This window comes from Anaeromassilibacillus sp. Marseille-P3371 (genome assembly GCF_900169665.1).
Taxonomy (GTDB): Bacteria; Bacillota; Clostridia; order Oscillospirales; family Acutalibacteraceae; genus Anaeromassilibacillus.
The window spans coordinates 772,511-796,566 of record NZ_LT835157.1 but is presented as its reverse complement, the minus strand read 5'-3'; the positions used below and the strand labels follow the sequence as shown (position 1 = coordinate 796,566).

Sequence of the window (24,056 nt, the reverse complement as noted above, 5' to 3'; positions counted from 1 at the left end):
ATCTTTAAAAGACTTTCGTGTTAAGATCCGGATGTTCACCGGTCTCCATATAGATGACCCACTCCGCAATATTGGTCGCATGATCCGCCATACGCTCCACATATTTTGTGATAAAGATCAGATCGACATCACACATGACATTCTGCGGGTTTTCCGTAATGATTCCACAGACTTCCAAGACAATCTTGGAAAACATCGCATCCACGTTGTCATCCGCCTGGCAGACCTTCCGTGCCGCCTCAACGTCGCGGCTCAGGAACACATCCAAAGCGCCGCGGAACATTTCATGTGCCGCTTCCAACATTTGTACCACGTGGGCTAAGGCCAAACTGCTCCGGTCGAGTTCTGCGATGGTCAGAATGTCACAGATGTCCGCGCACTGGTCAGCCTCCCGTTCCATATCGGTCAAAATCTTCAAACAGGCCGCAATGGTGCGCAGGTCGCTGGCGATGGGCTGCTGTAAAGCGATCAGGTTCATGCATATTTGCTCGATTCTATGTTCCTCACTGTCGATCTCATTGTCACTGGTCGCAACCTTTTTCGCCTTTTCAATGTCCAAGGTACGCAGGGCGTCAATGGTCATTTGAATACGGCCATCCACGTCATTTCCCAAATCGGTCATGCGGTGAATCAAATCATTGATCTCGCGGTCAAACAGTTTTCTTGGCATAATCCATGTCTCCTATTTTTTATTATACATCAAATCCGGTTCCAGGGGAAGATACATCGTCATCCGAAGCGGCCGGTGATGTAGCGTTCTGTCCGCTCGTCCTGCGGTTTGTTGAACATGGAGAGCGTATCGGAATACTCCACCAATTCGCCCAAGAGGAAGAACGCCGTACGATCCGCAATACGGGCTGCTTGCTGCATATTATGTGTGACAATCACCACAGTATACCGGTTGCGCAGGTCGTCCATCAGATCTTCGATCTTCGAGGTAGAGATCGGGTCCAACGCGCTGGTCGGTTCATCCATCAAAATGACATCCGGCTCAACCGCCAATGCGCGGGCAATACACAGACGCTGTTGTTGGCCTCCGGAAAGGCCTAATGCAGATTTTTTCAAGCGGTCCTTTACTTCGTCCCAAAGCGCTGCACTTTTCAACGAGTTTTCGACAATCTCATCGAGCTTTTGGCGATTCTTGATCCCATGGACGCGCGGCCCATAGGCGATGTTGTCATATACCGACATTGGGAAAGGGTTCGGCTTTTGAAACACCATCCCCGCACGGCGGCGCAGGAGGGTTACATCCGTCCGCGGATCGTAGATATCCTCGCCATCCAGTGTGACAAGTCCTGAAATCTTACAGTTGTCCACCAGATCGTTCATCCGGTTCAACGTTTTCAGGCAAGTGGATTTGCCACAGCCCGAAGGGCCGATAAATGCTGTCACTTTATTGGCGGGAATCTCCATATTGATCCCCTTGAGCGCATGAAAGTCTCCATAATACAGATTCAAATCCTGTAATACAATTTTTTGATTTCCCATTTCCATATCCGTTCTCAACCCTTCTTTACTGCTTTCGTCACCACTTTTGTCAAACAATTCAATAGGAATACCAGAATTAACAGGACCGCCGCTGTACCGAAGGCAATATTCATGGCATCCGGTGTAGAGGCTTCGCGCGCTGTCTGGTACAAATGCAGGGTCAATGTGCGCCCGCTGGTCATGATCTGCCGGAAAAAGTCCTTCGGCATGCTATAACCAATTCCTGAAGTGAACAGAAGGGCGGCGCTCTCCCCTACAATACGGCCCACCGCCAGGATGATGGCAGTCAACACGCCCGGCATAGCACATGGGAGCACGATGCCCAGGATCACACGCAACTTTCCAGCGCCAAGTGCAAGCGCGCCCTCTTTGTAGCTGGTTGGAACCGCCATAAGCGATTCCTCCGTTGTGCGCACGATGGTCGGTAGAATACAGATCGTCATAGTCAGGCAGCCCGCAAGGATGGAAACCTGCAAGCGGAACAGGATGCAGAACACTGTGTAACCAAATAGGCCGAAAATGATCGACGGGATACCAGAAAGGACCTCCGTTGTAAACCGGATGGAACGAACCAACCTCCCCTGCTTGGCATATTGGGTCAGGTAAATGGCAGAAGAAAGCCCGATTGGCACCGCAATCAATAGAGTGATCACCACAATGTACAAGGTATTGATAATCATGGGCAGGATGCCTTTTTGATCTGGATTCATTTCCGAATACGGTGTGGAAATAAATTGCCAGGTGACATAGGGCAGGCCGTTGACCAGGATATAGCCGATGATTCCAACCAGGACCACAACGGTCACCCCAGCAGCCAGATTGATAAGAACCTTCAACGCCGTGTCCTTGGGGCGGCTGTGTTTGCAATAGAGGGAATTAGTTTCCATCGAGCTGTACCCCCTTCTTGGAAATATATGTGAAACTGATATTGACAATCATAATAAACACAAAGAGCACCAATCCGATGGCAAACAGCGCCTGACGGTGCAATCCAGAGGAGTAACTCATCTCCATGGCAATGCCAGTGGTCAGGAAACGCACAGAGCCGAGTAGGTTCGGCATATTGGGCACATTGCCGGCCACCATAATTACCGCCATGGTTTCGCCAATGGCACGTCCTACCCCCAGGATTACCCCCGAAAGGATTCCAGATTTCGCCGCCGGAACCGTCACTTTAAAAATGGTGGTCGTCTGCGTAGCCCCCAATGCCAGGGAGGCTTCCCGATAGGAGACTGGCACGGCATGCAGCGCCGTTTCAGAGACATTTACAATCGTCGGAAGAACCATGATCGCCAGGATTAAAATGGCGGCCAAAAGGCTATCACCCGTGGTATGTCCCTGAAAGGGCGGGAACTTGCGGATGGCAGGCACAATCACCAGCATGCCAAAAAAACCGTAGATGACGGATGGGATACCCGCCAACAATTCAACCGCCGGACGTACAATTTTGGCCAGAATCGGATTGGCGGTCTCCGAGAGAAAGATGGCGGTCAACAGGCCGATTGGCACACCGATAACAATCGCGCCCAAAGTTCCCGCAATAGAAGAAAGGATCATCGGCAGGATGCCAAAAACCTCCGCGCTTGCCTCCCACTTTGTGCCGAACAGAAAATCCCCCACACCGATCTCGATCAAGGCGGGAGCGCCGGAGACAAGGATATAGATTGTAATAACAGCTACAGAGCCGACGGATACACAGGAAAAGACCTGAAAAACCGACTTGGCCAGACGCTCGGTTCCCTGGGTCCAAAGCGCCAGGATCGCACCGGCGATTCCAAAAGCCAATGTACAAAGGAACGGCCAGAGATAATGCACCTCTATCTCGCTGATATTGAGCGAAGTGACCGCCGTCTGAATGCTGGAAGTTGTAATCAGCGAGACCAACGGCGTTACTCCTGAGAGGATGTAGGCCGCCCCCGCCCACACCGGTTTTTTCAAAAGCAACAGCACGATCCCTGCCAAAGCCAACACAACGCCTGCCGCGACAGCGATGCGGGTGAGCAAAGGAATGGTCACAAGTCCGCTCATCTGCGGTCCACGAACCATCATTCCGCGTACCGTAACAAGCTGTAATCCGGTCAAAGAATATACCGTATTTTTAAAAACAAACTGGATGTAAGGAAAAAAGAACGATATAAGGATTACGGCGCCTAATACAATCGCCACAATCCGTTTGATTCGATTGGCAAATGCGCGCTTTTGCTCTGCGCGTTCATCGGTCAATGATGTCTGCATCAGCAGGCCCTCCATTCTATATCAAGCCGTACATGGCCTCTCTCCTCGGGCGCAACAAAATGCTTCGGCACCCAGTTCCGAGTGCCGGAGCATTTTGTACGGAGCATTACGCCCCGGGGCTCATTTATTGTGCCGGTACAAGCCCCACATCGGAGATAATCTGCTGTCCTTCATCGGAGTACAGGAAGTCAAACCAAGCTTTTACCAATTCGCTGTCGGAACCCTTCTTGTAGATCTGAATGAACGGGCGTTGCGCCTTATAAGAGCCGTTGATAATGTTTTCCTCTGTCGCCTCTACGCCGTCCACTTTACAAGCGGTGACCGAATCGTTGACAGAATCTAGGGAAACATAGCCGATTGCAGACGGGTCCGAACCAACCTTCGAAACCACTTCACCGGTGGAAGTGACTTCTGCAGCATATTTGCAGGTTCCTTCGCAACCAAAAATCGCTTCAAAACCGTCTCTGGTTCCAGAAGCTGCCTCACGGCCAATGACGGTGATCGTCTGGTCGTTTCCACCGACGTCCTTCCAGTTGGTAATTTCTCCGGTGAAGATCTTAGCGATTTGTTCGCTGGTCAGTTCTGTAACAGGGTTTTCCTTATTGACCGCAATCGCAATGCCGTCGATTGCGATTTGATTGATCTCGAACTGATCCGGGTCCTCTTCATCCTTCATATTTCTGGACAGGTCGCCGATCAACGCGGTACCGGCGGTGACAGCCTTCGGAGCGTCGCCAGAGCCATTGCCGCTCTTCGTCACGGTTACATCCGGATACTTTTCCATAAAAGCTTCGCCCAATGCCTGGCAAACCTTTGCCATGGAGGTGGAACCATTCAAGGTGAGGTCGCCGCTCAATTCTTTGTTGGCCGTTTCAGAAGAATCCCCTGCATTTTCCGCCGAGACGTCGTTTCCTTGGGAAGACGGAGTCTCAGATTGGCCTTCTACCGTAGAGCTGCACCCTACGAACGCCATGCTTGTGCACATCATAGCCAAAACCATTAGGATCGAAAGCACTTTTTTCATGTTTCATTGCTCCTTACGTTTTCTTCATGTTTTCTTTAAGTACGAGCTTATTTTATCGGTGCAATGTTAAAAACAGGTTAAGCTTAGTTTAGATAAAAATAAAATAAATATGCGCTTTCCGCCTTTGGTTCACGGCCCGGATTCCCGCCAAATGAAGTAGAAGATTGCCGGCCGAATAGGAACACGCAATTTTTATCCATATGGGCACAAAAAGCCCCTTGCGACACAGAATCCTCTGTATCGCAAGGGGCAAATACAAACCCTTTTTATGAAACAAGCCATTCAACGGCAGATGTTCCGCTGCACTGCTTTCCCGACATCTCTCAGCTTTGTGGATGATACTCCGCGCAAGTACACTTCTTAAACTTTTTACCGCTGCCGCAGGGACACGGATCATTCGGGCCGATCTTCTTACCCTTATGCACCGTGCGGTTGGTATCCGTGCCGTCAGCGCTGGTAGAGGTCGGCTTTGCCACCTGCTCGCGCTTCGGCTCTTCCTGGGTGCGCAACTGGACGGTGAGCATCATGCGCGCCGTATTTTCACGAATGGTCGCAATCATCTCATCGAACATGTCGAAGCCTTCCAAACGGTATTCAACAACCGGATCGCGCTGGCCGTATGCACGCAAACGGATTCCCTTCTGAAGCTCTTCCATCGCATCGATGTGATCCATCCATTCGCGGTCCACATTTTTCAAAAGGACCACGCGCTCCAATTCGCGCATCACCTTGTCGCCATAGGCCTGCTCGCGCGCTTCGTATTGCGCCATCGCTTTTTTGCAGATCTCTTCCTTGACGTATTCCGGATCGAGCTTTTCCATTTCGCTCTCATCGTACTGCAAGTCGTCCGGGCCAATCAGCCAGCCCATATAATGTTCCCGCAGGCCGTTCAAATCCCAGTCGTCGCGCAGGTTGGAAGCCGGCAGATATTTGTCCACCTGTGCCCCAATCGCCTGTTCGATCATCTTGACAATCTGTTCACGCAGATCTTCCCCGTTGAGCACCTGATCGCGCTGACCATAGATGATCTCGCGCTGGCGGCTCATCACGTCGTCATACTGCAAAACATTCTTACGAATGCCAAAGTTGCGGCCTTCAATCTTCTTCTGTGCTCCTTCGATGGTCTTTGTCAACATCCCCGCTTCAATCGGCGTATCCTCGTCCACCTTTAGCGTATTCATCATCTGTGTGATGCGTTCGCCACCGAACAGGCGCATCAAATCGTCCTCCAGGGAGATATAGAACCGGCTCATACCGGGGTCGCCCTGACGGCCGGCACGGCCGCGCAGCTGGTTATCAATACGGCGGGACTCGTGCCGCTCCGTACCGATGATATATAGTCCGCCAGCTTCGCGCACTGCCTCTGCTTCTCCTTTGGTTGCCTCTTTATACTTATTATTAAGCTCCTGGAAGGTCTTGCGCGCCTCCAGGATCTCCTCATCCTCGGTGTCCGAATGTGCGTCCGCCTCGTTGATGAGTTCTTCGCTGTACTGCATCCGGCGCATCTCCGCCTTCGCCATATATTCTGCGTTACCGCCCAGCATGATGTCCGTACCACGGCCTGCCATGTTGGTTGCAATCGTAACGGCGCCCTTCTTACCGGCCTGCGCAACGATCTCCGCTTCCTTATCATGGTACTTTGCGTTCAAAACCTCGTGCTTGACCCCGCGGCGCTTGAGCAGCTGGCTGAGCCGTTCGGACTTCTCAATGGAGATTGTGCCGACCAGCACCGGCTGGCCCTTTTCATGGTGCTCCACGATGTCGTCGATGACTGCATTAAATTTGCCCTTTTCTGTCTTATATACGACGTCCGGCAAATCCTGGCGGATCATCGGGCGGTTGGTTGGAATTTCAATGACATCCAGCTTATAGATCTCACGGAATTCATCCTCTTCCGTCATCGCCGTACCGGTCATACCGGAAAGCTTTGTGTAAAGGCGGAAGAAATTCTGGAAGGTAATGGTCGCAAGGGTCTTGCTTTCGCGCGCCACCTTGACGCCTTCCTTCGCCTCGATGGCCTGGTGCAGGCCCTCGTTGTACCGGCGGCCATACATCAAACGGCCGGTGAACTCATCGACAATGATGACTTCGCCGTCTTTGACCACGTAATCGATGTCGCGCGTCATAACGCCGCGCGCCTTAATCGCTTGATTGATATGATGCTGAAGCGTAATGTTGTCCGCATCCGTCAGGTTTTCTACATTGAAGTAGGCTTCCGCCTTCTTCACACCGGACGGTGTAAGCGTAGCCGTCTTGGCCTTTTCATTGACAATATAATCCGCGTCTTTATAGAGTTCGTCATTGTCCTCTTTCGAATCCAAGTCCGCAACCTTCACCATCTGAAGGGTCTGGGCGAATGCATCCGCAATATTGTACAGTTCTGTGGACTTGTCCCCCTGGCCGGAAATAATCAACGGTGTACGCGCTTCGTCGATCAAGATGGAGTCAACCTCATCGACGATGGCGAAATTATGGCCGCGCTGCACCTTATTCTCCTTATAGATAACCATGTTGTCGCGCAGGTAATCGAACCCGAACTCATTGTTCGTACCATAGGTAATATCCGCATTGTAAGCTCTCTGACGAGCTGCATTGTCCATATCGTGGGCGATCAGTCCGACCGACAGGCCCAAAAAGCGATATACCTTGCCCATCCATTCGGAGTCACGGCGTGCCAAATAATCGTTGACCGTGACCACATGGACGCCCTTGCCCGACAGGGCATTTAAATAAGCCGGAAGCGTTGCCACAAGGGTTTTACCTTCACCGGTCTTCATTTCTGCGATGCGGCCCTGATGCAGAACAATACCGCCGATAATTTGCACCGGGAAGTGGCGCATTTCCAAAACGCGGGCGGACGCCTCGCGGCAGACGGCAAATGCATCGGGCAGAATGCCGTCCAATGTCTCGCCATTGGCCAAGCGTTCCTTCAAGGCAGGGGTCTGCGCTTGCAATTCCTCGTCGCTCAGCTGCTTGTATTTTTCTTCAAGTGCGAGCACCTTGTCGCAAAGGGGCTGAATGCGCTTTAACTCGCGCTTGCTGTAGTTGCCAAAAAAGGCTTTGAGAATATTACCCATGAACGTTCACCTCAAAATGGTTCCTAAAAACCAATTATTCATCTCAATGTTGAGCATACGGGTGTTATTATACCATATGTACAGGGAAAAAGAAAGAACAAATCGTGAATTGTGACCAAAGAATCGGAACGCCTCCCGGGAAGCTATAAATAAGGATTTCAGTACGTTATTAATAAAACTTACTTATTTTCATATTGACGAATTTATAAACTGTAATTTTAAATCTTAACTTAAATAGTTTATATAAAAACTTTCTACGAAATTTTATATCTAATTTTTGATTATCCGTATAAACACTATACTTTCAAATATTTTGAAGTATAGAAAAGCACTCATTTTACCACGAATTTACCATAATTAAACGAGCCTTGATATGACTATAAATAACACTAAAAAGACCTCACACCTAAACGGTGTCTTTTTTAAAAGCAGTCAATCATAAGACCAACTGCTTTGTAAATATAGATATTAAATTGTTAAGCTGAGATTTTACTTAGATTTATCTTTCACTGGTTTGCTATTTTCATCATTTTCTCCTTCAAGCCATGCCATTATGCCAAAGTTACAAAATGGATAAATTATTACTTCTTTATAAACTTCTTGCTCACAACGAGGGCAGATGACATATTCTTCACCTTTTACATTTTTTAATTACCGAAATGCCCTTTTTTATTTGCAAATTACATGTCTTATAGCTTACCATGTTTTTCGTATCTTGCGACTCTTGATATTTTGTTATCCTCATCTACAAATACTACTTTAGGTGGATTTTTCTTTACCTCTTCTGGAGTCATCTGTGCATAGCACATTATGATTATCTTATCACCTGTCTGAACACATCTTGCAGCAGCTCCATTGAGACATATCATTCCGCTGCCTCTTTCTCCTGCAATTGTGTATGTCTCAAATCTGTTCCCATTATTTATATCTACGATACTTACCTTTTCATACTCCAAAATTCCGGCACTGTCAAGTAAGTCTTCGTCTACAGTGATGCTTCCTACATAATCAAGTTCTGCTTGAACTACTGTAGCTCTGTGTATCTTCCCCTTTAACATTTCAAATGTCATATTTAACCCCCGTTTAACCTTCGTAAATAAAGTTGTCAATCAATCTGGTTTTGCCGATATAAACTGCCATGGCAACTAGTACTGGTGCTGTCATCTCCTTGACCGGTTTAACTGAAACAGCGTCTACAGCCTGAACATAATCTATTTTCGCCATAGGCTCAGTTTCAATAAGCTTAATCATTTCTGATACAATTTTATCTGTATCTTTTTCTCCTGCTTTTGCCATATCTTCTCCGAGCTTAACTGCTTTGCTTAAAATTAGTGCCGCCTTTCTCTCATCTTTGCTTAGATATGTATTTCTTGAACTCTTTGCAAGACCATCCTCTTCTCTAACTATAGGGCAGCCCACAATTTCGATATCAAAGTTCAAATCTCTAACCATTCTTTTTATAATCGCAAGCTGCTGTGCATCCTTTTGACCAAAGTAAGCTCTGTCGGGATTTACAATATTAAAAAGTTTAGATACTACTGTGCCTACACCCCTGAAATGTATTGGTCGTGATTTTCCACAAAGTTCCTCTGAAAGACTTTCTATGTTTACATATGTTGAAAAATCGTCAAAATACATATTTTCCGGCTCAGGATTAAATATTAAATTAGCACCTGCCTCCTCACATAGCATAGTATCCCTTTCCAAATCCCTCGGATAGCTTTCCAAATCTTCCCCTACTCCAAATTGAGTCGGATTTACAAAATCACTGACAACAACTCTATCGTTTTCTGAAACAGCCCTTGTAATTAAACTCTTATGTCCTTCGTGCAAAAATCCCATAGTAGGAACAAGACCTACTGTAAGACCTTCTTTCTTCCATTCTTTGACTATAACTCTCACTTCATCTACGGTTTTTACTATTTTCATCGTTCTATCTCCTAATATAACTTGTTAATTACATCTTCTGAAATTTTAAATGTGTGTTCAGGTGCTGGAAAGCTTCCCTGTTTAGTTTCTTCTATATATGCAGCAAAGGCTTCTTTCATTACATCTCCTACCTTTGCGAATTGTTTTACGAATTTAGGTGTAAAGTCAGAGACCATTCCAAGCATGTCCTGATAAACGAGAATCTGTCCATCGCAGCCAGATCCTGCACCTATTCCTATTGTAGGAATATTAATGCTTTCAGAAATAATTTCCGCTAATTTTGCAGGTACGCATTCCAAAACAATCGCAAATGCTCCTGCTTCTTCAACAGCTTTTGCCTCTTCAATGAGTTTCTTTGCTCCCTCTTCACTTTTTCCCTGAACTTTAAAGCCTCCAAAAACGTTCACTGACTGAGGTGTAAGTCCAATATGTGCCATAACAGGAATTGAAGCAGCTGTAATAGCTTTAATCTGTGGACAAACAGAGGCTCCACCTTCTAGCTTTACTGCTTGACATCTTCCTTCTTTCATAAGTCTTCCTGCGTTATACATGGCCTCTTCAACTGAAACTTGATATGACATAAACGGCATATCTCCAACTACTAAGGCATCTTTGGCACCTCTTGTAACTGCTCTTGTATGGTGAATCATATCTTCCATTGTTACCGGCAAAGTATTTTCGTATCCGAGCATAACCATGCCAAGAGAATCTCCAACGAGAATACCGTTAATACCTGACTGATCCATCAATTTAGCTGTCGAATAGTCATAGGCTGTCAGCATTGTAATCTTATCGCCCTTAACCTTCTGTTCTTTAAAAGTGGATACTGTGTTTTTCATTTTTAATTACCTCCGTCATCTTCAAATAGTCACTGTCTAAATGTTTTTCCTGTGCAATACTGAGAAGCTTTTCTGAAAGCAAAAGATATATCATCTCATATCCCACCTTTTCCTCAGACTCGTTTATCCATGCTGCCTTAATAGCTTCAATGTGTTTTGTGATAGTCGACAAATCATTTCGCTCAACAGGACCTGTGAGGGCAGCCGCAACCCCTTTTTCTGCCAATGTGTCGGCATTTCCAGTAAACAAAGGCACTAAGGCTTTCTTTGCATCTTTTTTATCAAAGCCGCATTTTACAAGCATTTCAGCCCCCACTTGAAAAAGTCCGTTTACGAGATTGCTTACAACTACTGCACCGCAGTGGTAAAGAGATTTATTTTCCGCTCCCATTGCGATTACCTTATTTCCTGCTCGCTCAAAGATACTCTTAATCTCATCTAGATTCTCTGCCGAACCCTCCACAGTAAAATAAGCCTTATTCAAGTGTTTCCATGATTCGCACTTATCACTTATTGCATATAGGGGATGTACCGAATAGATATTTGCACCGAGGTTTTCACCATCAAAAAAAACGGTTGATGAAATCGAACCGCTGCAATGACAAATATTTTTATTTTTAATATCCAGATTCTTCATATAATCCCATACTTTGCTTATCTGTCCATCAGGCACAGTAATAAACAGGGTATCACTGTCACTTAAGATATTCTCTATACTCTTATATAGTTTTGTGTTAGTAAAATCTGCTGCTGATTTAGCTGATTCCGGTGATTTGCTGAAGTAACCCGTAATCTCTACGCCGTTTTCCTTCAGGTATTTTCCAAGGGAAAATCCTACTTTCCCCGCTCCGATAAATCCTGCTCTCATATCGATCACTCCTTTCTGGGAAGTGACAATCATGAAAATCTGCATGGATGAGGTCTCGTTCAAACTGATATAATCCTCATGGTTTAAAAATAAAAAATATGTGGTATAGTTTCTGTTCGAATACTATCTACCCATTACTATAGCACCTATTTAAGTGATTGTACAGAGAAAAAAATAAGGCACCACTCTAACTAATTTATCATTAAAGTGATGCTAATATAAATCGTGTTATTTAGCTTTTCTGTATTTAATCATTTTCACAATCTGAATTATCAAAGTCGGGATAAAAATATAAAGCATGACAAAACACTTCTTCATTTTTCGCTTGATTACCCACCACAGAAAAGAAAGAACCCTGTAAAGAGCCTTACCACCATTGGTGGTGCTTTGCACTCTTGATTGGGCTTTTTGTTTGCTGTATCTTTCATGCAAGAGGAAAATTAAAGTCCTCTATTCCATTTCTCTTTTAGATAATCTTCATAGTCCGTTTCATTAAAATCTAATTGTGGCGAAGTGTTGGGAATGTTGTTTCTGTTGTCTATATCTGCAAGCTGACGGAATATCCAATCATCATAAGGGTCGTGATATTTATACTCTTTGGGCTGTTCTCTGTATCGGTCTAACCCTCGCATTTCCTTATGTACTTTCATCATGCGTTCCAATTTCTGACGCTGTATCAACTGCTTGATTTCCATAAGTTCTTCCAACTCTACTACCTCACTAGAAAGATAATTGCTAATGTATCTAATCAATGTAGTTTCCATGTAAAATCTACATTCTTTTTCGTCATTGAAAAATTCATTTTCAGACAAATAATCTAAGGAAACATTAAAATCCTGTTCTCGTTTGATAACGTCCATGATATATGGCTCGGTGTGGTCAATATATTTCCATTCCCCCGACAATAATTCATTCGGTGTTACTCCCAGCACGTCCATTATCTTTTCCAATGTATCAAAGGTAGGATAATTCACACCTCGTTCAATCTTGGAAAGGCTCTGCATATTGATACCGATTTTGTCCGCAAGTTCCTGTTGTTTCATTCCTCTGTATTTTCTTATGGTTTGTATGTTCTCTCCTAAGAAACTGATTTTCTTTTCATAATGCTCCATAACTTAGTATAACCGCTCCTTTCGTTGCTTTTTTTGACGTTTATAAGCATATCATACTTAATCTATATCCAAAAGTCAACAAAAACTTCTTGACAAGTAATTCTAATGGCGTTATTATCGTGTTAGATAGAGCGATTAAGCACGCTAGGGTCAATCACACGCTTGAGTAAGCATATAGAATAGATATTTTCACTTTGATAGCATGAATAGGCATGGACTATCAGACTGAAAATCGGATTTCTGACTGGGCTGTTCCGTTTAGCCACGAGCCTTACAAGGCTCGTGAGCGTTAAGAACGGGGCAGACACAGGAAGAAAGGGAACGCCTTTAGGCGTTCGTAAAGGGCGTATATGTAACACCGCCCTGCGCATACATGTCATAGTACCTAGAAACTGTGATAAATAAAGGAAAAAACACGATTTTTACCTCGCAAAAAAACGGGAAGTACGAAAGGAGTAATGCACTATAACTACACACAAAAATTTATCCGTTAAGATTGATTACATCAGCATTGTATTTGATACTGCAACCGCAGAAGATGTTATCATGCACATTTTAGGTTTACCGACTGACATTTTCAATGTCTATCCGGCAAGCGTTAAATTCAAGACCTATCAGGCACGCTGGCAGATTGGAGATATTTATGTATCGGGGGACGCAAGAAAGACAGAGGACAATCCACAAGGGCTAGGCTGTTATCTTGTTATGACTGGCAGAGGTTGTGATGATATTTTCCGTATTCTCGACAGTAGGAATTATACCTTTGGGGATATGTTCCGACGCTGTGAGCGAAGATACGGACTGGATAACTTCCATTTCACAAGACTTGATATTGCCATTGATGATAGGAACGAAAAGCCATTCTTTACCATAGAGCAGATAAAGAAGAAATGTGAAAAAGAGGAATTTATCTCGAATAGTGAGGGCTACCACTTTGACGAAAGCAAGTTTGATGATTTCGACACTGCAAAGACCGTTTATATCGGTGCTGGAAAATCGGGATTGTCCTACCGCTTTTATGATAAGGATAAGGAAGTCTGTTCAAAACATAATAAGACACTTGATGAAGTTGGCAGTTGGAAACGGACAGAAATGCAACTGCGTGATGATAAGGCTCATGTTTTTGCCATGACATTCAAAGACAGACCGCTGGAACTTGGGGAACTGGCTTTCGGACTGCTGGCAAACAACCTACGCTTTGTCGTACCAAACAGAAACGAAAGTAATAAAAGCAGATGGAAAATGTGTCGATTTTGGGAACGCTTTTTGGGGGCTGTGGAAGTCTTGGAACTGCAAGTACCAAAACAGCATAATTCCCTTGAGGAAACACAGCAATGGCTCACAGAGGGTGGCGTGATTTCCGCTGTCAAAAGTTTTTATTTCTTAGAAGAACATGACGCATTAGGTGGACTGGAAAAAGTAGGAACTATGCTTGATAGGGCAAGATACAGCAATTCCCTTTCCAGTAAATTAACCGCCCATTTACAGAGGATAAACCGCACCGACCTTATCCCCTATATCCAGTATGACACGAAACATGGGAAAGGGGGTATCTGATGAACAACAACGATATTCCCGTATGGGAAAAATACACCCTTACCATTGAAGAAGCGTCAAAGTATTTCCGTATCGGAGAAAACAAGTTAAGACGCTTGGCAGAGGAAAACAAGGACGCTGGCTGGCTCATTATGAATGGCAACCGCATACAGATTAAACGCCGACAGTTTGAAAAGGTCATTGACAAATTGGACGCAATCTAATGCAAATGAGCCTTGTATGTGTTATGATAAACACAAGTCATATCAAGGCTCTTTCCAATAAGGAAAGGAGCAGACACCATGAAAGAAAAAAGACGGGATAGCAAAGGACGTATCTTGCATACTGGAGAGAGCCAACGAACAGACGGAAAATACTTATATAAATATGTGGACGCATTTGGAAACACAAAATATGTGTATGCTTGGAGATTGACACCCACAGACCCGACACCAAAGGGAAAACGGGAAAAACCCTCACTTCGTGAACTGGAACAGCAGATAAGACGGGATATTGAGGACGGTATCGACAGCACAGGCAAGAAAATGACGCTTTGCCAACTCTACGCCAAACAGAACGCACAGAGGGCAAACGTGAAGAAAAGCACACAGAAACAACGGGAACAGCTCATGCGGTTATTGAAAGAGGACAAGTTAGGTGCTAGGAGCATTGATACGATAAAACCCTCTGACGCTAAGGAATGGGCGTTACGCATGAAAGACAAAGGCTTTTCCTATAACACCATTAACAACCATAAACGCTCGTTAAAAGCGTCATTCTATATCGCCATACAAGACGATTGTGTAAGGAAAAACCCTTTTGATTTCAAGTTGAGTGAAGTCCTAGAAAATGATACCAAAGAGAAAGTCGCATTGACAGAGGAACAGGAACTAGCCCTACTCTCATTCATCAAGACGGACAATGTGTATCACAAGTATTATGATGATGTGCTGATACTGTTAAAGACAGGACTTCGTATCTCGGAACTGTGCGGACTGACAATCATGGACGTTGATTTTATCCATGAGGTTGTAGTTATCGACCACCAGTTACTAAAGAGCAAGGAACAAGGTTATTATATTGAAACGCCTAAGACAAAAAGCGGAACAAGGCAAGTGCCATTAAGCAAGGAAACGATACAAGCATTTCAACGGGTTATGAAGAAACGCCCAAAGGCAGAACCATTTGTGATAGATGGACGGGGCAACTTCCTATTTGTCAATCAGAAAGGCAAGCCCAAAGTTGCGATTGATTACAATATGCTTTTTGTCCGTATGGTAAAGAAATACAACAAGCACCATAAGGATAACCCTTTGCCACATATCACACCGCATACGCTACGCCATACATTCTGCACAAGATTGGCAAGCAAGAACATGAACCCGAAAGATTTACAGTATATCATGGGACATTCAAATATCAGTATCACAATGAACTGGTATGCTCATGCGTCCATAGATACTGCAAAATCAGAGGTTCAGCGTTTAATCGCATAGAAGTATTTACCACGATTTTAACCACGCTTGATAGCGAAAATATAAGAAGATAGACCTAGATATGTGAGGTTTACCACAAAAGCAAAATGCCCGTAGAGCCGATAAAATAAGGCTTTGCGGACATTTAAGAAGATATAAAAAGATAGTTAAAAAGATATATATAATTTAATAAAAATAATGTATCAATTTTATTTTAATTATTGACATTTATGAATATTTTTATTATTCTTTTAATAAGTAATTCTAAATAGACTTTTATTGTCCGATATATCTTGTAAGAGCCAAAAGCGTTTTTAATCAATCAATATAATTTAAATTAAAGTTGATGTTTTCCAATGTACAAGTCTAGAATAGCGTAGTTCGTGAAAATCTAATACGTATAATGTTATCTATAAAAAATATCTAATGCCATTTTCCTAGCTACTTATAGAGTTCGAAAAGGCGACTTTATTGCCTATGATGCGGGCAATGACGGTGATTGGGGACATTGTGCCTTTGTAACGGCTATTGGCAGTAAAACTAGCAGCGGATATACAGACTTTAAAGTTGCCCAACACTCATCCGATTACAACGAAGGGTCAGTAGTTCAGATAACGGATGGGAATATTTAGGGTATATCCCTTATGCAATTATAGGATAGTCTAATCCCTATGAAAAAACATCGGAAGTCTTCTATTTTTATTACATGTGTCTTTATAATGGCCGTCGCCGTGCTCGCCTGGTTTTTTCATCAAAACCGGATGGAGAATCTCTATGGCAATGTGATAGGTCCGGTTTCTGAAGAGCAAGTTCCCGATTTTCTCATGGGAAAACCTGCCTACGCAATGGGAATCAATTCCAAAGGTATGCCGGTCTTTGAATACCCGGACGATGCCTTTGCGGAAGCCGCCATGGATTTTCAGACGGGTATCGCTGCCATTCAGGGACAATTCGATTTGGAACCCTTCACCCCTTCAAATTGGGAACCATACAAAAACTATGGCGCGCAGATTCCCACAGAGGATGAAACTTTGCGGGAGGAATGTATGCGAGTGTCCATTTTTTTGGACTTCTATGAAAACAGCTTTCCAAATCCCTAAGGCTGCCCCGTTTCTCACAACCACCGCCTAGCATCTATAAGCTCAAAAGAGGACGTCCCAAAACTACGAATTGTTGGATTCATAGGAAAAGGGCGTCCTCTTTCTGTCTGGAAAATATTTGAGTTTCTAAAAAAAGAGGGTATCCTTCCGTCTTTTCATGACTTTTGGGATACCCTCTTTTTATACACAATTACACAACGCTTTCTAAAGCAGCCTCTATAAAGTAGAGATTATACGCTTTCTCCATATGGAAACTCTGAAAACGCATTTCCTTCTTTAACGCCCATGACTGTCCCATCATAATACGCATAAACTGCATCCCCCATTTGTGTGGTATGCGACAACGTCAAATCGCCTTCCAAAACCGTTCCGGTTGCGGTGTCCATGTGGGTACAATGATAGACCGGTTCTACCTTTTCCGGGGAGGCATAGATATATCGGTAGTCGTGCAGCTCCTTCGTGATGATTTCTGAAGATGTTTCAATCTCCGCAAGATCTTTCAAGTCCCGGCTGAAAACAGATACCTCTAAGGCGTTGCTGTCCTGTTTTGCGAAGCAAATCTCCTGCAAAGCCTGCTGTCCCTCTTCATCCGTCAACAACGCATAAAGGGAAAATCCGTCCATTGTCCATACATGCGAGCCTTCCGGCCTGACGCCTTTTTCCTCGAGAAGTTCTACTGGAAACTCCAAATCAATTTTCCATTCTTCTCCTTTTGCCAGCTCCTTTTCAACCGGAGTTTCCAACCACTTTGTCGCATTACAAGGGGTCGTCCCATCCGGTGAGAGATGCTCAGATATACTCTGCCGAAGCACGCGATTTTTCTCAAAACCCACTTCTATATTGTTTAAATAATCCTCTTTCGGCAAAGTGACATACTCTACAAATTTGACATCTGGGTTCCCAGAAAGTAAGGAAATCCGTTTGACTCCATCCGTCAAAGGCTGCACCGAAAACGAATACGCCACCTCTCCGGAAGCTTCTCCTGTTTTGCCTAAAAGAACTGGCTCCGATGTTGGCGTAATTTTTATTCGGTCGCTGGGCACTTCACATGACGGTTGCTGAATCTCTTTATCGCTGATTTCTTCTTCCCTACCATGTTTTTCTTGTGGTATACTGGATGTGAGAGAAAGTGAAACCGCACCTCCCAAAAGAAGCAAAACGGAAAAACGACGCCAAACGTTTTTCTTTTCATGAAGTTCCCTACCTTTCTTTTAGAAAATAACGCTATAATTTTATATAAACAGCGCTAAATTTTATTAATCTTCTTTAATATTAATTATAAATTAGAATTTAAGCAATGTCAACTCTAGGTAAGCAACTTTCACAAAATTATAGTTAAACTATAAAAATCCCACGGACTTTTTAATCGTCCGTGGGATTTTATTCTCCAGATTGCGAGGAATCTTCTTTCAAATTTAGCAAAGCAATTCGAACCGCTTCAATGACAAATGCAGAAAACGTACATTCTTTTCCTTGAATAGCGTCCTCAATTTCCTCAATCATATCGTTTGGAAAACGTATCGACTTTAACGTTGTTTGAGGAACATGTGGAATCTTAAACTTCTCCACCCTATTTCACCACGCAATACAAATGTAACACAACAATTATGAAGAAAATTTTGAAAAAAGTATGTACTACATTTGTATTACAGAGTTTGTCATTTATGATTTGTGAAGTTTTCTTCTTCTTTCAAATCTAATAAAGCTACACGCACTGCCTCCACTACAAAAGCAGAAAAATTGCTATCTTTTCCGCGAATCGCTTCCTCAACTTCTTCAATCATTTCATTTGGAAATCGTATGGATTTTGTTGTCGTTGGTGGGGTTGCTGGAATATGAGGAATTTTGAATTTATTTCTCATACAATTACCTCACAATACAATTGTAATACAAATATTATGTATCGTTAGTAATGGAAAGTATGCATTGCGAAAAGTATTACAATCGTATTGCAACAAAAATTATTGTGTTATAATAAGCATGACATGAATCCTTTATCATTTGGAGGCGCTTCACGATGTCCCTCATCTATCTTTCGCAAAACCTCCGTTTCCTGCGCAAGGCCCCCTTCATTTCTCCCAATGGCAGGTTGCACTCTGGTTAAACGTGGAGCGCTCTTCCTATACCTACTATGAACTCGGCCATACCATGCCGCCCCTTCTCGTATTGTTAAAACTCGCGTGGTTCTTCGAAGTCTCCCTGGACGGCCTCGTCCTAACGGACCTTACAAAAACACCGCCCGAATACCTTCCCGCCTGTATACAACCCCCGGAACCCACCGCCGAATCGGAACAAGATGAGAAAGGTACACCAAAACCACGCCGGGGCCGGAAACGTAAAAAGCACACAGCTTCCTGATCCATTTGTTTATTCCTCCTTAGCCGCCTTCGGGCGGCTTTTCTTTTGCCCTCTTTTTCCCACATGGAAACGTCTCTTTCCATTCGATTTCCCCCCTTGCATAATGCACGGTGAGGGGATAGAATGGGGAAGGGAAAATGGATAGAACCAATTACACTGTATTTTATATGAAAAGAGGGATTCCCCATGAAAACAGTTCCAGAACGCATTGCGGCCCTTCGCGCCGCGATGAAGGAGGCCGGAGTCGATGGCTTTTTGATTCCATCCTCAGACCCCCATATGAGTGAATACCTGCCCGACTGCTACCAGGCGCGAAGCTGGTTTTCCGGTTTCAACGGCTCCGTAGGTACATTGGCCGTCACCGCTACCGACGCTGCCCTCTGGGTGGACGGCCGCTATTTTATCCAGGCGGAACGTCAACTTGCCGGCAGCGGTATTGAACTGATGCGCATTGCACAAAAGGGTACCCCAGAGATTCCCACCTGGTTGACCGACATGTTGCCGGAAAACGGCGTAATGGGCGTAGATGGGATGGTGACCGCCACTTCCACAGTGGAAAAGCTGCAAAAGGCATTTGCAAAGAAGCAAATATCCATTCGAAACATTGATTTTGTTGCGCAACTGTGGGAAGGCCGCCCGGCGATGCCTGCCACGCCTGCCTGGTTATTGGACGTCAAGTATGCTGGAAAAACTGTGCATGAAAAATTGGTGCTTCTGCGGGAACAGCTTGCAAAAAAAGAAGCAAATGCTATTCTGCTTTCCCGCTTGGACAGCGTTGCCTGGCTGCTGAACTTGCGTGCGGATGACATCGCTTGTACGCCGGTTGCGATGGCTTATTGCCTAGTTCTCCCTGAGCGCGCTACATTGTTCATCGACCGGAGCCGCTTGCCACAGGAGGCGCAGGAAGCCCTGAGCAAAGAAGGCGTTGAGACCGCTGAATATGGAGATGTGGAAAAAGCCATCGCTTCCATCGGCCAGAAGGTAACCGCGCTTTATGAGCCCGACGGCTTAAACTACACCCTGTATAGCGCTTGGAAGGCCAATCCATGCGTTACCTTGCTCTCTGGGGAAGAGCCGGTTCAATTGTTAAAAGGCGTCAAGAATGATGTGGAGATCGAAAACATCAAAAATGCCCATGTAAAAGACGGCGTTGCGATGGTTCGCTTCCAGATGGCGTTGGAAGATAAGATGGCAAATGGCGATCCACTGACCGAATGTGATGTGGCGGACATGCTCTCCACCTTGCGCCGGGAACAGCCGCTCTCCCTCGGAGACAGCTTCGACACCATCCCGGCCTATGGCGCAAACGCTGCCATGATGCACTACCATGCGGTTCCGGAAACCTGCGCCAAATTGGAGCCTCACGGATTCCTTCTGGTGGATTCTGGCGGACAATATCTGGATGGCACCACCGACATCACGCGCACCTATGCGCTGGGTGAGCCGACCGAAGAGGAAAAGACCTATTATACCTGGGTACTCAAATGCCATATTGACATCGCCAAGGTCATTTTTCTGGAGGGGTGCACGGGCGGCAACCTGGACATTATTGCGCGCAGCCCTCTTTGGCAACATGGAATCGACTATCGCTGTGGCACCGGCCACGGGGTGGGCTTTGTCGGCGGCGTCCATGAAGGGCCCCAGAATCTGCGCACGACCAACCAGGTCGTCTTTCAGCCAGGAATGACCATCACGGATGAACCTGGCGTATACGAAGAAGGCAAAATTGGTATTCGCATTGAAAATGAGTTGGTCTGCAAGGTATGGGATACCACCGAATACGGCCGGTTCCTCTGCTTTGAACCGATTACATATTGCCCCATTGACACCCGTGCGGTGAAAGTAGATTTATTGGACGACGCCGAACTCACCTGGTTGAACAATTTCCATCAGGTTGTCTATCAATCCCTGGAAAGCCATTTGAACGACCATGAACGGGAATGGCTAAAGGCTGCCTGCGCGCCACTCTCCCGGTAATCGTATGAATATCCTGATCGCTATTCTCCTATGCTTTGCGTTCCTGGGGGCGCTGGACAAGATAATCGGTGGCAAACTGGGAATTGCCGGAGAATTCGACCGCGGCCTTGCGGCAATGGGGCCGCTCTGCCTTTCCATGTCCGGAGTGTACTGTGTGGCCGTCGCTGCATTGAGTTCCCATCCCGAGCGAATTGCCGCCTGGGGGGAGGTCCTCCCCTTCGATCCGTCCGTCTTAGCCGGGGCGCTACTGGCGCCGGATCTTGGGGGATACCCCATCGCCAGTCAGCTCGCGTCTTCTTCCGATTTGGCTGCCTATTCCGGCCTGTTGTTGTCTTCCCTTCTCGGTTGCCTAATCAGTTTTGTACTTCCCACCTCGTTGGGAAGCTTGCAAAGTTTTGAGCTGGAAGGGTTTATGCAGGGGATTCTGTGGGGGATTGTCGCCATGCCTGCAGCGCTGGCAGCCGGAGGCTTCTTCCTCGGATTACCCCCTGCTTCGTTGTTCGCCAACCTTTGGCCAGTTCTTTTTCTGTGCTTACTGTTGTGTTTGGCTCTCCGGTTCGCTCCGCGCGTTTGTATCCGGATTTTATCAGGGTTGGGGTTGTTTGTACGGGCAGCGGGGATTCTCCTATTCTGTGTCGTAACCGCCGGCGTATTTCTTCCTGAATGGTCCATTGTACCAGAAAAGCTCTTTTTTGAGGCAACGACCATTGTTTTTAAATGTACCGCCGTAGTATGTGGTTCCACCGTCGCTTGTGGTTTGTTGCTGGCGCACTGCGGCCGAGCAGTTGATGCCCTTGCTGGCCGTTTCGGTATGAACCGCTATGCAGTCGCTGGTTTTTTGGTCAGTTTTGCAACCAGCCTTTCGATGCTCCCACTATACAGCCGGATGGACCCTCGCGGGAAAGTTGCGAATGCGGCCTTCGCCGCTACGGGGGCTTTTGTTTTTGGAGGACAGCTGGCCTTTGTATCCAGCGTCTCTGTGGGAAAAGTTGTAGCTGCTTATGTGATCTGTAAGCTTGTAGGAGGGGTTCTGGCAATCCTGTTGGCGATGCGTTTCACGAAAGAATGTACGCCAGATAGCGCTGCTTAGTCCCTCACAAGGATAAAAAAAGTCCCGCCGGGAGTAACCCCGGCGGGACTTTTCTAATCCTATTGTGTGTCATGTCTCAATCGCCTATCTGATAACCGGCATCGCTCACCACGTTGGAGATTCCGGATAAATCGATCTTGGACTCGTCATAAGCAACATGAGCAGACTTTGTTGCAAAACGCACAGTCGCCTTTTCTACCCCGTCGGTCCCCAAAAGCGCCTTCTCCAAATTGGCTGCACAATGCTCACACTGCATTCCCAAAATGGACAGTGTGACTTCCTTTGTTCCTTTTCCAGACATTACAATCCTTCCTTTCAATCCCCAATCTCACAGGAACGCCATCAATAAGGCGGAACCTGCAATCAATAACGCACACCCCAGGGCCAAAACCCGGATCAACAGCTTGCGCATATCGGCACGATGTCCCTTTTTTCCCATTGTCCGCATGGCGTTTTCCTCCTGCTCTATTAAAAATAAATGTCTTGGCTCTCTATTATACCCATTGACTCATCTGAATTTGTTACGATATTCTGAATTCTAAACGAAAATTCGCGCAAAAAAGGCAGATTTCCGTCGCAGGAAAGAACTTCCTCTCGTCCATAAATGATTGACATGCCCCCCTGTATGCAATAGAATAAAGCGAGGATGTCAGAAAGGGCTCTTTTCCCTTGTATTGTAAATAGGGACAAGCAGATTCAATTGGATGAGGAGTGACAAAATGGATAAACGAAGAACCAATACACGGTCCGGTTCACGCGATATTTATTCCAGCAGCAAAGGGCCCCGAACGTATAAAGGAGAAATCGACCGGTACAATTATGTCGACCGCGACATTTACAGCAGCAGCAATAAACGTGCGGCGGTACAAAGCGCACGTAGCCGTAAGGCCGGCCGCCGGCGGAAAAAGAAGCGCGGTGGACATCGGATTCTGGCGACAATCTTTTGCGTTATGCTCGTACTGGTGTTGGGAGTCGCTGCATACGCTGGTGTAATGATGAATCGTTTAAACCGGCCGGGGGTCGATACCTCCCAATATGTTGAGCAGCCCGCAGCTGCTCCTGCTTGGGATGTGATCTCCAAGGATGGGGTAACCAATATCCTGCTGATCGGCGCGGACAACGGGGACGATGGAAACAGCCACCGGTCTGACACGACCATGTTGGTTTCCATCGACAATGAGACAAAGAAACTTCGATTGGTTTCGTTTTTGCGGGACCTTTACCTCGAAATCCCCACAGTGGGAAAAACCAAGTTAAATGCTGCCTATGCGCACGGAGGGCCTGCATTGACCATGCAGACCATCGAAAACAATTTCCGCGTCAACATCGATAAATATGTTTCGGTCAACTTTGACAATTTTGAAGCCATTATCGACAAAATGGGTGGAATCGACATCGATATGTCCGCAGAAGTGGCGGAAGAAGAGAACCGAAACATGGGCAGCAATCTGCATGAAGGCGTCAATCATTTAGATGGTCGTTTGGCGCTATATTATGCGCGGATTCGGGCAACCGACAGCGATTTCGGCCGTACCGGCCGCCAGAGACAGGTGGTCGAAGCGATGATTTCCCGTATGAAGGAACTCAATCCTGTAGAGTTCAGCAAATTGATGTACGATTATCTCCCCTTTGTAGAAACCAATCTCAGCGACGGTGATTTGTTGGCTTTGGCGGCGATGGCCCCTGCTATCATGAACTATGAGATGGAAACCATGGCTGTCCCGAATATAGACACCTATGAGGATCAGACAATCCAGGGCAGCGGGATGGTGCTGGTTCCCGATCTGCCGGAAAATTGCCGGCTTTTGCGTGAATTTTTGTATGGCCAAGAGAGTCTGGATCTTTAGAACAATAAAAATTCTTTTAAAGCGTGATGCGCATTGTGGGGACCTCTTTTTCCTCACAATGCGTTTTTATTATTGATATTTGTTGTTAAAAAACGCACACA

Annotated in this window: 23 protein-coding genes; 8 read left to right on the top strand and 15 right to left on the bottom strand. The window is 45.7% G+C overall.

The genetic code is table 11. The features are described 5' to 3' along the window. Positions 1-4: 4 nt before the first annotated feature. From phoU to B9Y59_RS02370, 11 genes are all read right to left on the bottom strand, one after another. Positions 5-670: a phosphate signaling complex protein PhoU gene (gene phoU / locus B9Y59_RS02425; protein WP_054323510.1), complete on the bottom strand. Its 666-nt coding sequence runs from the start codon at positions 668-670 to the stop codon at positions 5-7. Positions 671-729: 59 nt separating this feature from the next. Further along, the gene (pstB, locus tag B9Y59_RS02420) at positions 730-1,488 is read right to left on the bottom strand and encodes a phosphate ABC transporter ATP-binding protein PstB (RefSeq protein WP_242967338.1); all 759 of its coding nucleotides are present in this window, start codon (positions 1,486-1,488) and stop codon (positions 730-732) included. Between the two features lie 14 nt (positions 1,489-1,502). Then, complete coding sequence (gene pstA, locus B9Y59_RS02415) at positions 1,503-2,375, bottom strand: phosphate ABC transporter permease PstA (protein WP_054323508.1); 873 nt, start codon at positions 2,373-2,375, stop codon at positions 1,503-1,505. Further along, positions 2,365-3,723 carry a phosphate ABC transporter permease subunit PstC gene (gene pstC, locus B9Y59_RS02410; RefSeq protein WP_085531591.1) on the bottom strand — a complete coding sequence of 453 codons (1,359 nt, stop codon included), beginning with the start codon at positions 3,721-3,723 and terminating at the stop codon, positions 2,365-2,367. The genes pstA and pstC overlap by 11 nt, the downstream gene beginning before the upstream one ends. Before the next feature lie 124 nt (positions 3,724-3,847). Further along, entirely contained in the window at positions 3,848-4,747 is a 900-nt protein-coding gene (locus B9Y59_RS02405; protein WP_054323507.1) for a phosphate ABC transporter substrate-binding protein, read from the bottom strand. A gap of 323 nt (positions 4,748-5,070) precedes the next feature. Then, entirely contained in the window at positions 5,071-7,824 is a 2,754-nt protein-coding gene (gene secA, locus B9Y59_RS02400) for a preprotein translocase subunit SecA (protein WP_085531589.1), read from the bottom strand. 689 nt (positions 7,825-8,513) lie between these two features. Next, positions 8,514-8,894: an aspartate 1-decarboxylase gene (panD, locus tag B9Y59_RS02395; protein WP_004847071.1), complete on the bottom strand. Its 381-nt coding sequence runs from the start codon at positions 8,892-8,894 to the stop codon at positions 8,514-8,516. A gap of 13 nt (positions 8,895-8,907) precedes the next feature. Continuing rightward, on the bottom strand, positions 8,908-9,753 hold the full coding sequence (gene panC, locus B9Y59_RS02390; protein WP_004847070.1) for a pantoate--beta-alanine ligase: 846 nt from the start codon (positions 9,751-9,753) through the stop codon (positions 8,908-8,910). 11 nt (positions 9,754-9,764) lie between these two features. Continuing rightward, positions 9,765-10,592: a 3-methyl-2-oxobutanoate hydroxymethyltransferase gene (panB, locus tag B9Y59_RS02385; RefSeq protein ID WP_004847068.1), complete on the bottom strand. Its 828-nt coding sequence runs from the start codon at positions 10,590-10,592 to the stop codon at positions 9,765-9,767. Continuing rightward, positions 10,567-11,460 (bottom strand): Rossmann-like and DUF2520 domain-containing protein, encoded by an 894-nt coding sequence (locus B9Y59_RS02380; RefSeq protein ID WP_009306604.1) that lies wholly within the window; start codon positions 11,458-11,460, stop codon positions 10,567-10,569. The genes panB and B9Y59_RS02380 overlap by 26 nt, the downstream gene beginning before the upstream one ends. A gap of 440 nt (positions 11,461-11,900) precedes the next feature. After that, a complete protein-coding gene (locus B9Y59_RS02370; protein ID WP_085531586.1) occupies positions 11,901-12,572 on the bottom strand; it encodes a helix-turn-helix domain-containing protein in 672 nt (223 codons plus the stop codon). 495 nt (positions 12,573-13,067) lie between these two features. On the opposite strand from B9Y59_RS02370, the gene B9Y59_RS02365 reads away from it, so the two are divergent. From B9Y59_RS02365 to B9Y59_RS02345, 5 genes are all read left to right on the top strand, one after another. Next, positions 13,068-14,129, top strand: coding sequence for a replication initiation factor domain-containing protein (locus B9Y59_RS02365; RefSeq protein WP_278278651.1), 1,062 nt, complete (start codon positions 13,068-13,070; stop codon positions 14,127-14,129). After that, entirely contained in the window at positions 14,129-14,332 is a 204-nt protein-coding gene (locus B9Y59_RS02360) for an excisionase (protein WP_002610247.1), read from the top strand. The genes B9Y59_RS02365 and B9Y59_RS02360 overlap by 1 nt, the downstream gene beginning before the upstream one ends. 78 nt (positions 14,333-14,410) lie before the next feature. Beyond that, positions 14,411-15,604 carry a site-specific integrase gene (locus tag B9Y59_RS02355; protein ID WP_015536407.1) on the top strand — a complete coding sequence of 398 codons (1,194 nt, stop codon included), beginning with the start codon at positions 14,411-14,413 and terminating at the stop codon, positions 15,602-15,604. A gap of 398 nt (positions 15,605-16,002) precedes the next feature. Then, complete coding sequence (locus B9Y59_RS16705) at positions 16,003-16,215, top strand: amidase domain-containing protein (RefSeq protein WP_082402123.1); 213 nt, start codon at positions 16,003-16,005, stop codon at positions 16,213-16,215. 39 nt (positions 16,216-16,254) lie between these two features. Continuing rightward, positions 16,255-16,683, top strand: a complete 429-nt coding sequence (locus tag B9Y59_RS02345) for a hypothetical protein (protein WP_085531582.1) — start codon at positions 16,255-16,257, stop codon at positions 16,681-16,683. A gap of 230 nt (positions 16,684-16,913) precedes the next feature. Here B9Y59_RS02345 and B9Y59_RS02340 read toward each other — a convergent pair whose 3' ends face one another. The 3 genes from B9Y59_RS02340 to B9Y59_RS02330 all read right to left on the bottom strand — a co-directional run bounded on the left by B9Y59_RS02340 (position 16,914) and on the right by B9Y59_RS02330 (position 18,545). Further along, complete coding sequence (locus B9Y59_RS02340) at positions 16,914-17,648, bottom strand: hypothetical protein (RefSeq protein ID WP_085531580.1); 735 nt, start codon at positions 17,646-17,648, stop codon at positions 16,914-16,916. A gap of 415 nt (positions 17,649-18,063) precedes the next feature. Further along, the gene (locus B9Y59_RS02335) at positions 18,064-18,252 is read right to left on the bottom strand and encodes a YlcI/YnfO family protein (protein ID WP_085531578.1); all 189 of its coding nucleotides are present in this window, start codon (positions 18,250-18,252) and stop codon (positions 18,064-18,066) included. 89 nt (positions 18,253-18,341) lie between these two features. Continuing rightward, positions 18,342-18,545, bottom strand: coding sequence for a YlcI/YnfO family protein (locus tag B9Y59_RS02330; protein ID WP_054323502.1), 204 nt, complete (start codon positions 18,543-18,545; stop codon positions 18,342-18,344). Between the two features lie 682 nt (positions 18,546-19,227). On the opposite strand from B9Y59_RS02330, the gene B9Y59_RS02325 reads away from it, so the two are divergent. Further along, positions 19,228-21,018, top strand: a complete 1,791-nt coding sequence (locus B9Y59_RS02325) for a M24 family metallopeptidase (RefSeq protein WP_085531576.1) — start codon at positions 19,228-19,230, stop codon at positions 21,016-21,018. 4 nt (positions 21,019-21,022) lie between these two features. Continuing rightward, positions 21,023-22,108: an ethanolamine utilization protein EutH gene (eutH, locus tag B9Y59_RS02320; protein ID WP_085531574.1), complete on the top strand. Its 1,086-nt coding sequence runs from the start codon at positions 21,023-21,025 to the stop codon at positions 22,106-22,108. 76 nt (positions 22,109-22,184) lie between these two features. Here the strand turns inward: eutH and B9Y59_RS02315 are convergent, their stop codons facing one another. Then, a complete protein-coding gene (locus tag B9Y59_RS02315; RefSeq protein WP_054323498.1) occupies positions 22,185-22,409 on the bottom strand; it encodes a heavy-metal-associated domain-containing protein in 225 nt (74 codons plus the stop codon). Positions 22,410-22,827: 418 nt separating this feature from the next. Here B9Y59_RS02315 and B9Y59_RS02310 point away from each other — a divergent pair, with 418 nt between their 5' ends. Next, positions 22,828-23,955 (top strand): LCP family protein, encoded by a 1,128-nt coding sequence (locus B9Y59_RS02310; RefSeq protein WP_082402111.1) that lies wholly within the window; start codon positions 22,828-22,830, stop codon positions 23,953-23,955. Positions 23,956-24,056: the final 101 nt, after the last annotated feature.

Bases quoted from the DNA above. Each gene is read 5' to 3' on its own strand.
- phoU (WP_054323510.1), bottom strand. From the start codon at position 670: ATGCCAAGAAAACTGTTTGACCGCGAGATCAATGATTTGATTCACCGC.
- pstB (WP_242967338.1), bottom strand. From the start codon at position 1,488: ATGGGAAATCAAAAAATTGTATTACAGGATTTGAATCTGTATTATGGA.
- pstA (WP_054323508.1), bottom strand. From the start codon at position 2,375: ATGGAAACTAATTCCCTCTATTGCAAACACAGCCGCCCCAAGGACACG.
- pstC (WP_085531591.1), bottom strand. From the start codon at position 3,723: ATGCAGACATCATTGACCGATGAACGCGCAGAGCAAAAGCGCGCATTT.
- B9Y59_RS02405 (WP_054323507.1), bottom strand. From the start codon at position 4,747: ATGAAAAAAGTGCTTTCGATCCTAATGGTTTTGGCTATGATGTGCACA.
- secA (WP_085531589.1), bottom strand. From the start codon at position 7,824: ATGGGTAATATTCTCAAAGCCTTTTTTGGCAACTACAGCAAGCGCGAG.
- panD (WP_004847071.1), bottom strand. From the start codon at position 8,894: ATGACATTTGAAATGTTAAAGGGGAAGATACACAGAGCTACAGTAGTT.
- panC (WP_004847070.1), bottom strand. From the start codon at position 9,753: ATGAAAATAGTAAAAACCGTAGATGAAGTGAGAGTTATAGTCAAAGAA.
- panB (WP_004847068.1), bottom strand. From the start codon at position 10,592: ATGAAAAACACAGTATCCACTTTTAAAGAACAGAAGGTTAAGGGCGAT.
- B9Y59_RS02380 (WP_009306604.1), bottom strand. From the start codon at position 11,460: ATGAGAGCAGGATTTATCGGAGCGGGGAAAGTAGGATTTTCCCTTGGA.
- B9Y59_RS02370 (WP_085531586.1), bottom strand. From the start codon at position 12,572: ATGGAGCATTATGAAAAGAAAATCAGTTTCTTAGGAGAGAACATACAA.
- B9Y59_RS02360 (WP_002610247.1), top strand. From the start codon at position 14,129: ATGAACAACAACGATATTCCCGTATGGGAAAAATACACCCTTACCATT.
- B9Y59_RS02355 (WP_015536407.1), top strand. From the start codon at position 14,411: ATGAAAGAAAAAAGACGGGATAGCAAAGGACGTATCTTGCATACTGGA.
- B9Y59_RS02345 (WP_085531582.1), top strand. From the start codon at position 16,255: ATGAAAAAACATCGGAAGTCTTCTATTTTTATTACATGTGTCTTTATA.
- B9Y59_RS02330 (WP_054323502.1), bottom strand. From the start codon at position 18,545: ATGAGAAATAAATTCAAAATTCCTCATATTCCAGCAACCCCACCAACG.
- B9Y59_RS02325 (WP_085531576.1), top strand. From the start codon at position 19,228: ATGAAAACAGTTCCAGAACGCATTGCGGCCCTTCGCGCCGCGATGAAG.
- eutH (WP_085531574.1), top strand. From the start codon at position 21,023: ATGAATATCCTGATCGCTATTCTCCTATGCTTTGCGTTCCTGGGGGCG.
- B9Y59_RS02315 (WP_054323498.1), bottom strand. From the start codon at position 22,409: ATGTCTGGAAAAGGAACAAAGGAAGTCACACTGTCCATTTTGGGAATG.
- B9Y59_RS02310 (WP_082402111.1), top strand. From the start codon at position 22,828: ATGGATAAACGAAGAACCAATACACGGTCCGGTTCACGCGATATTTAT.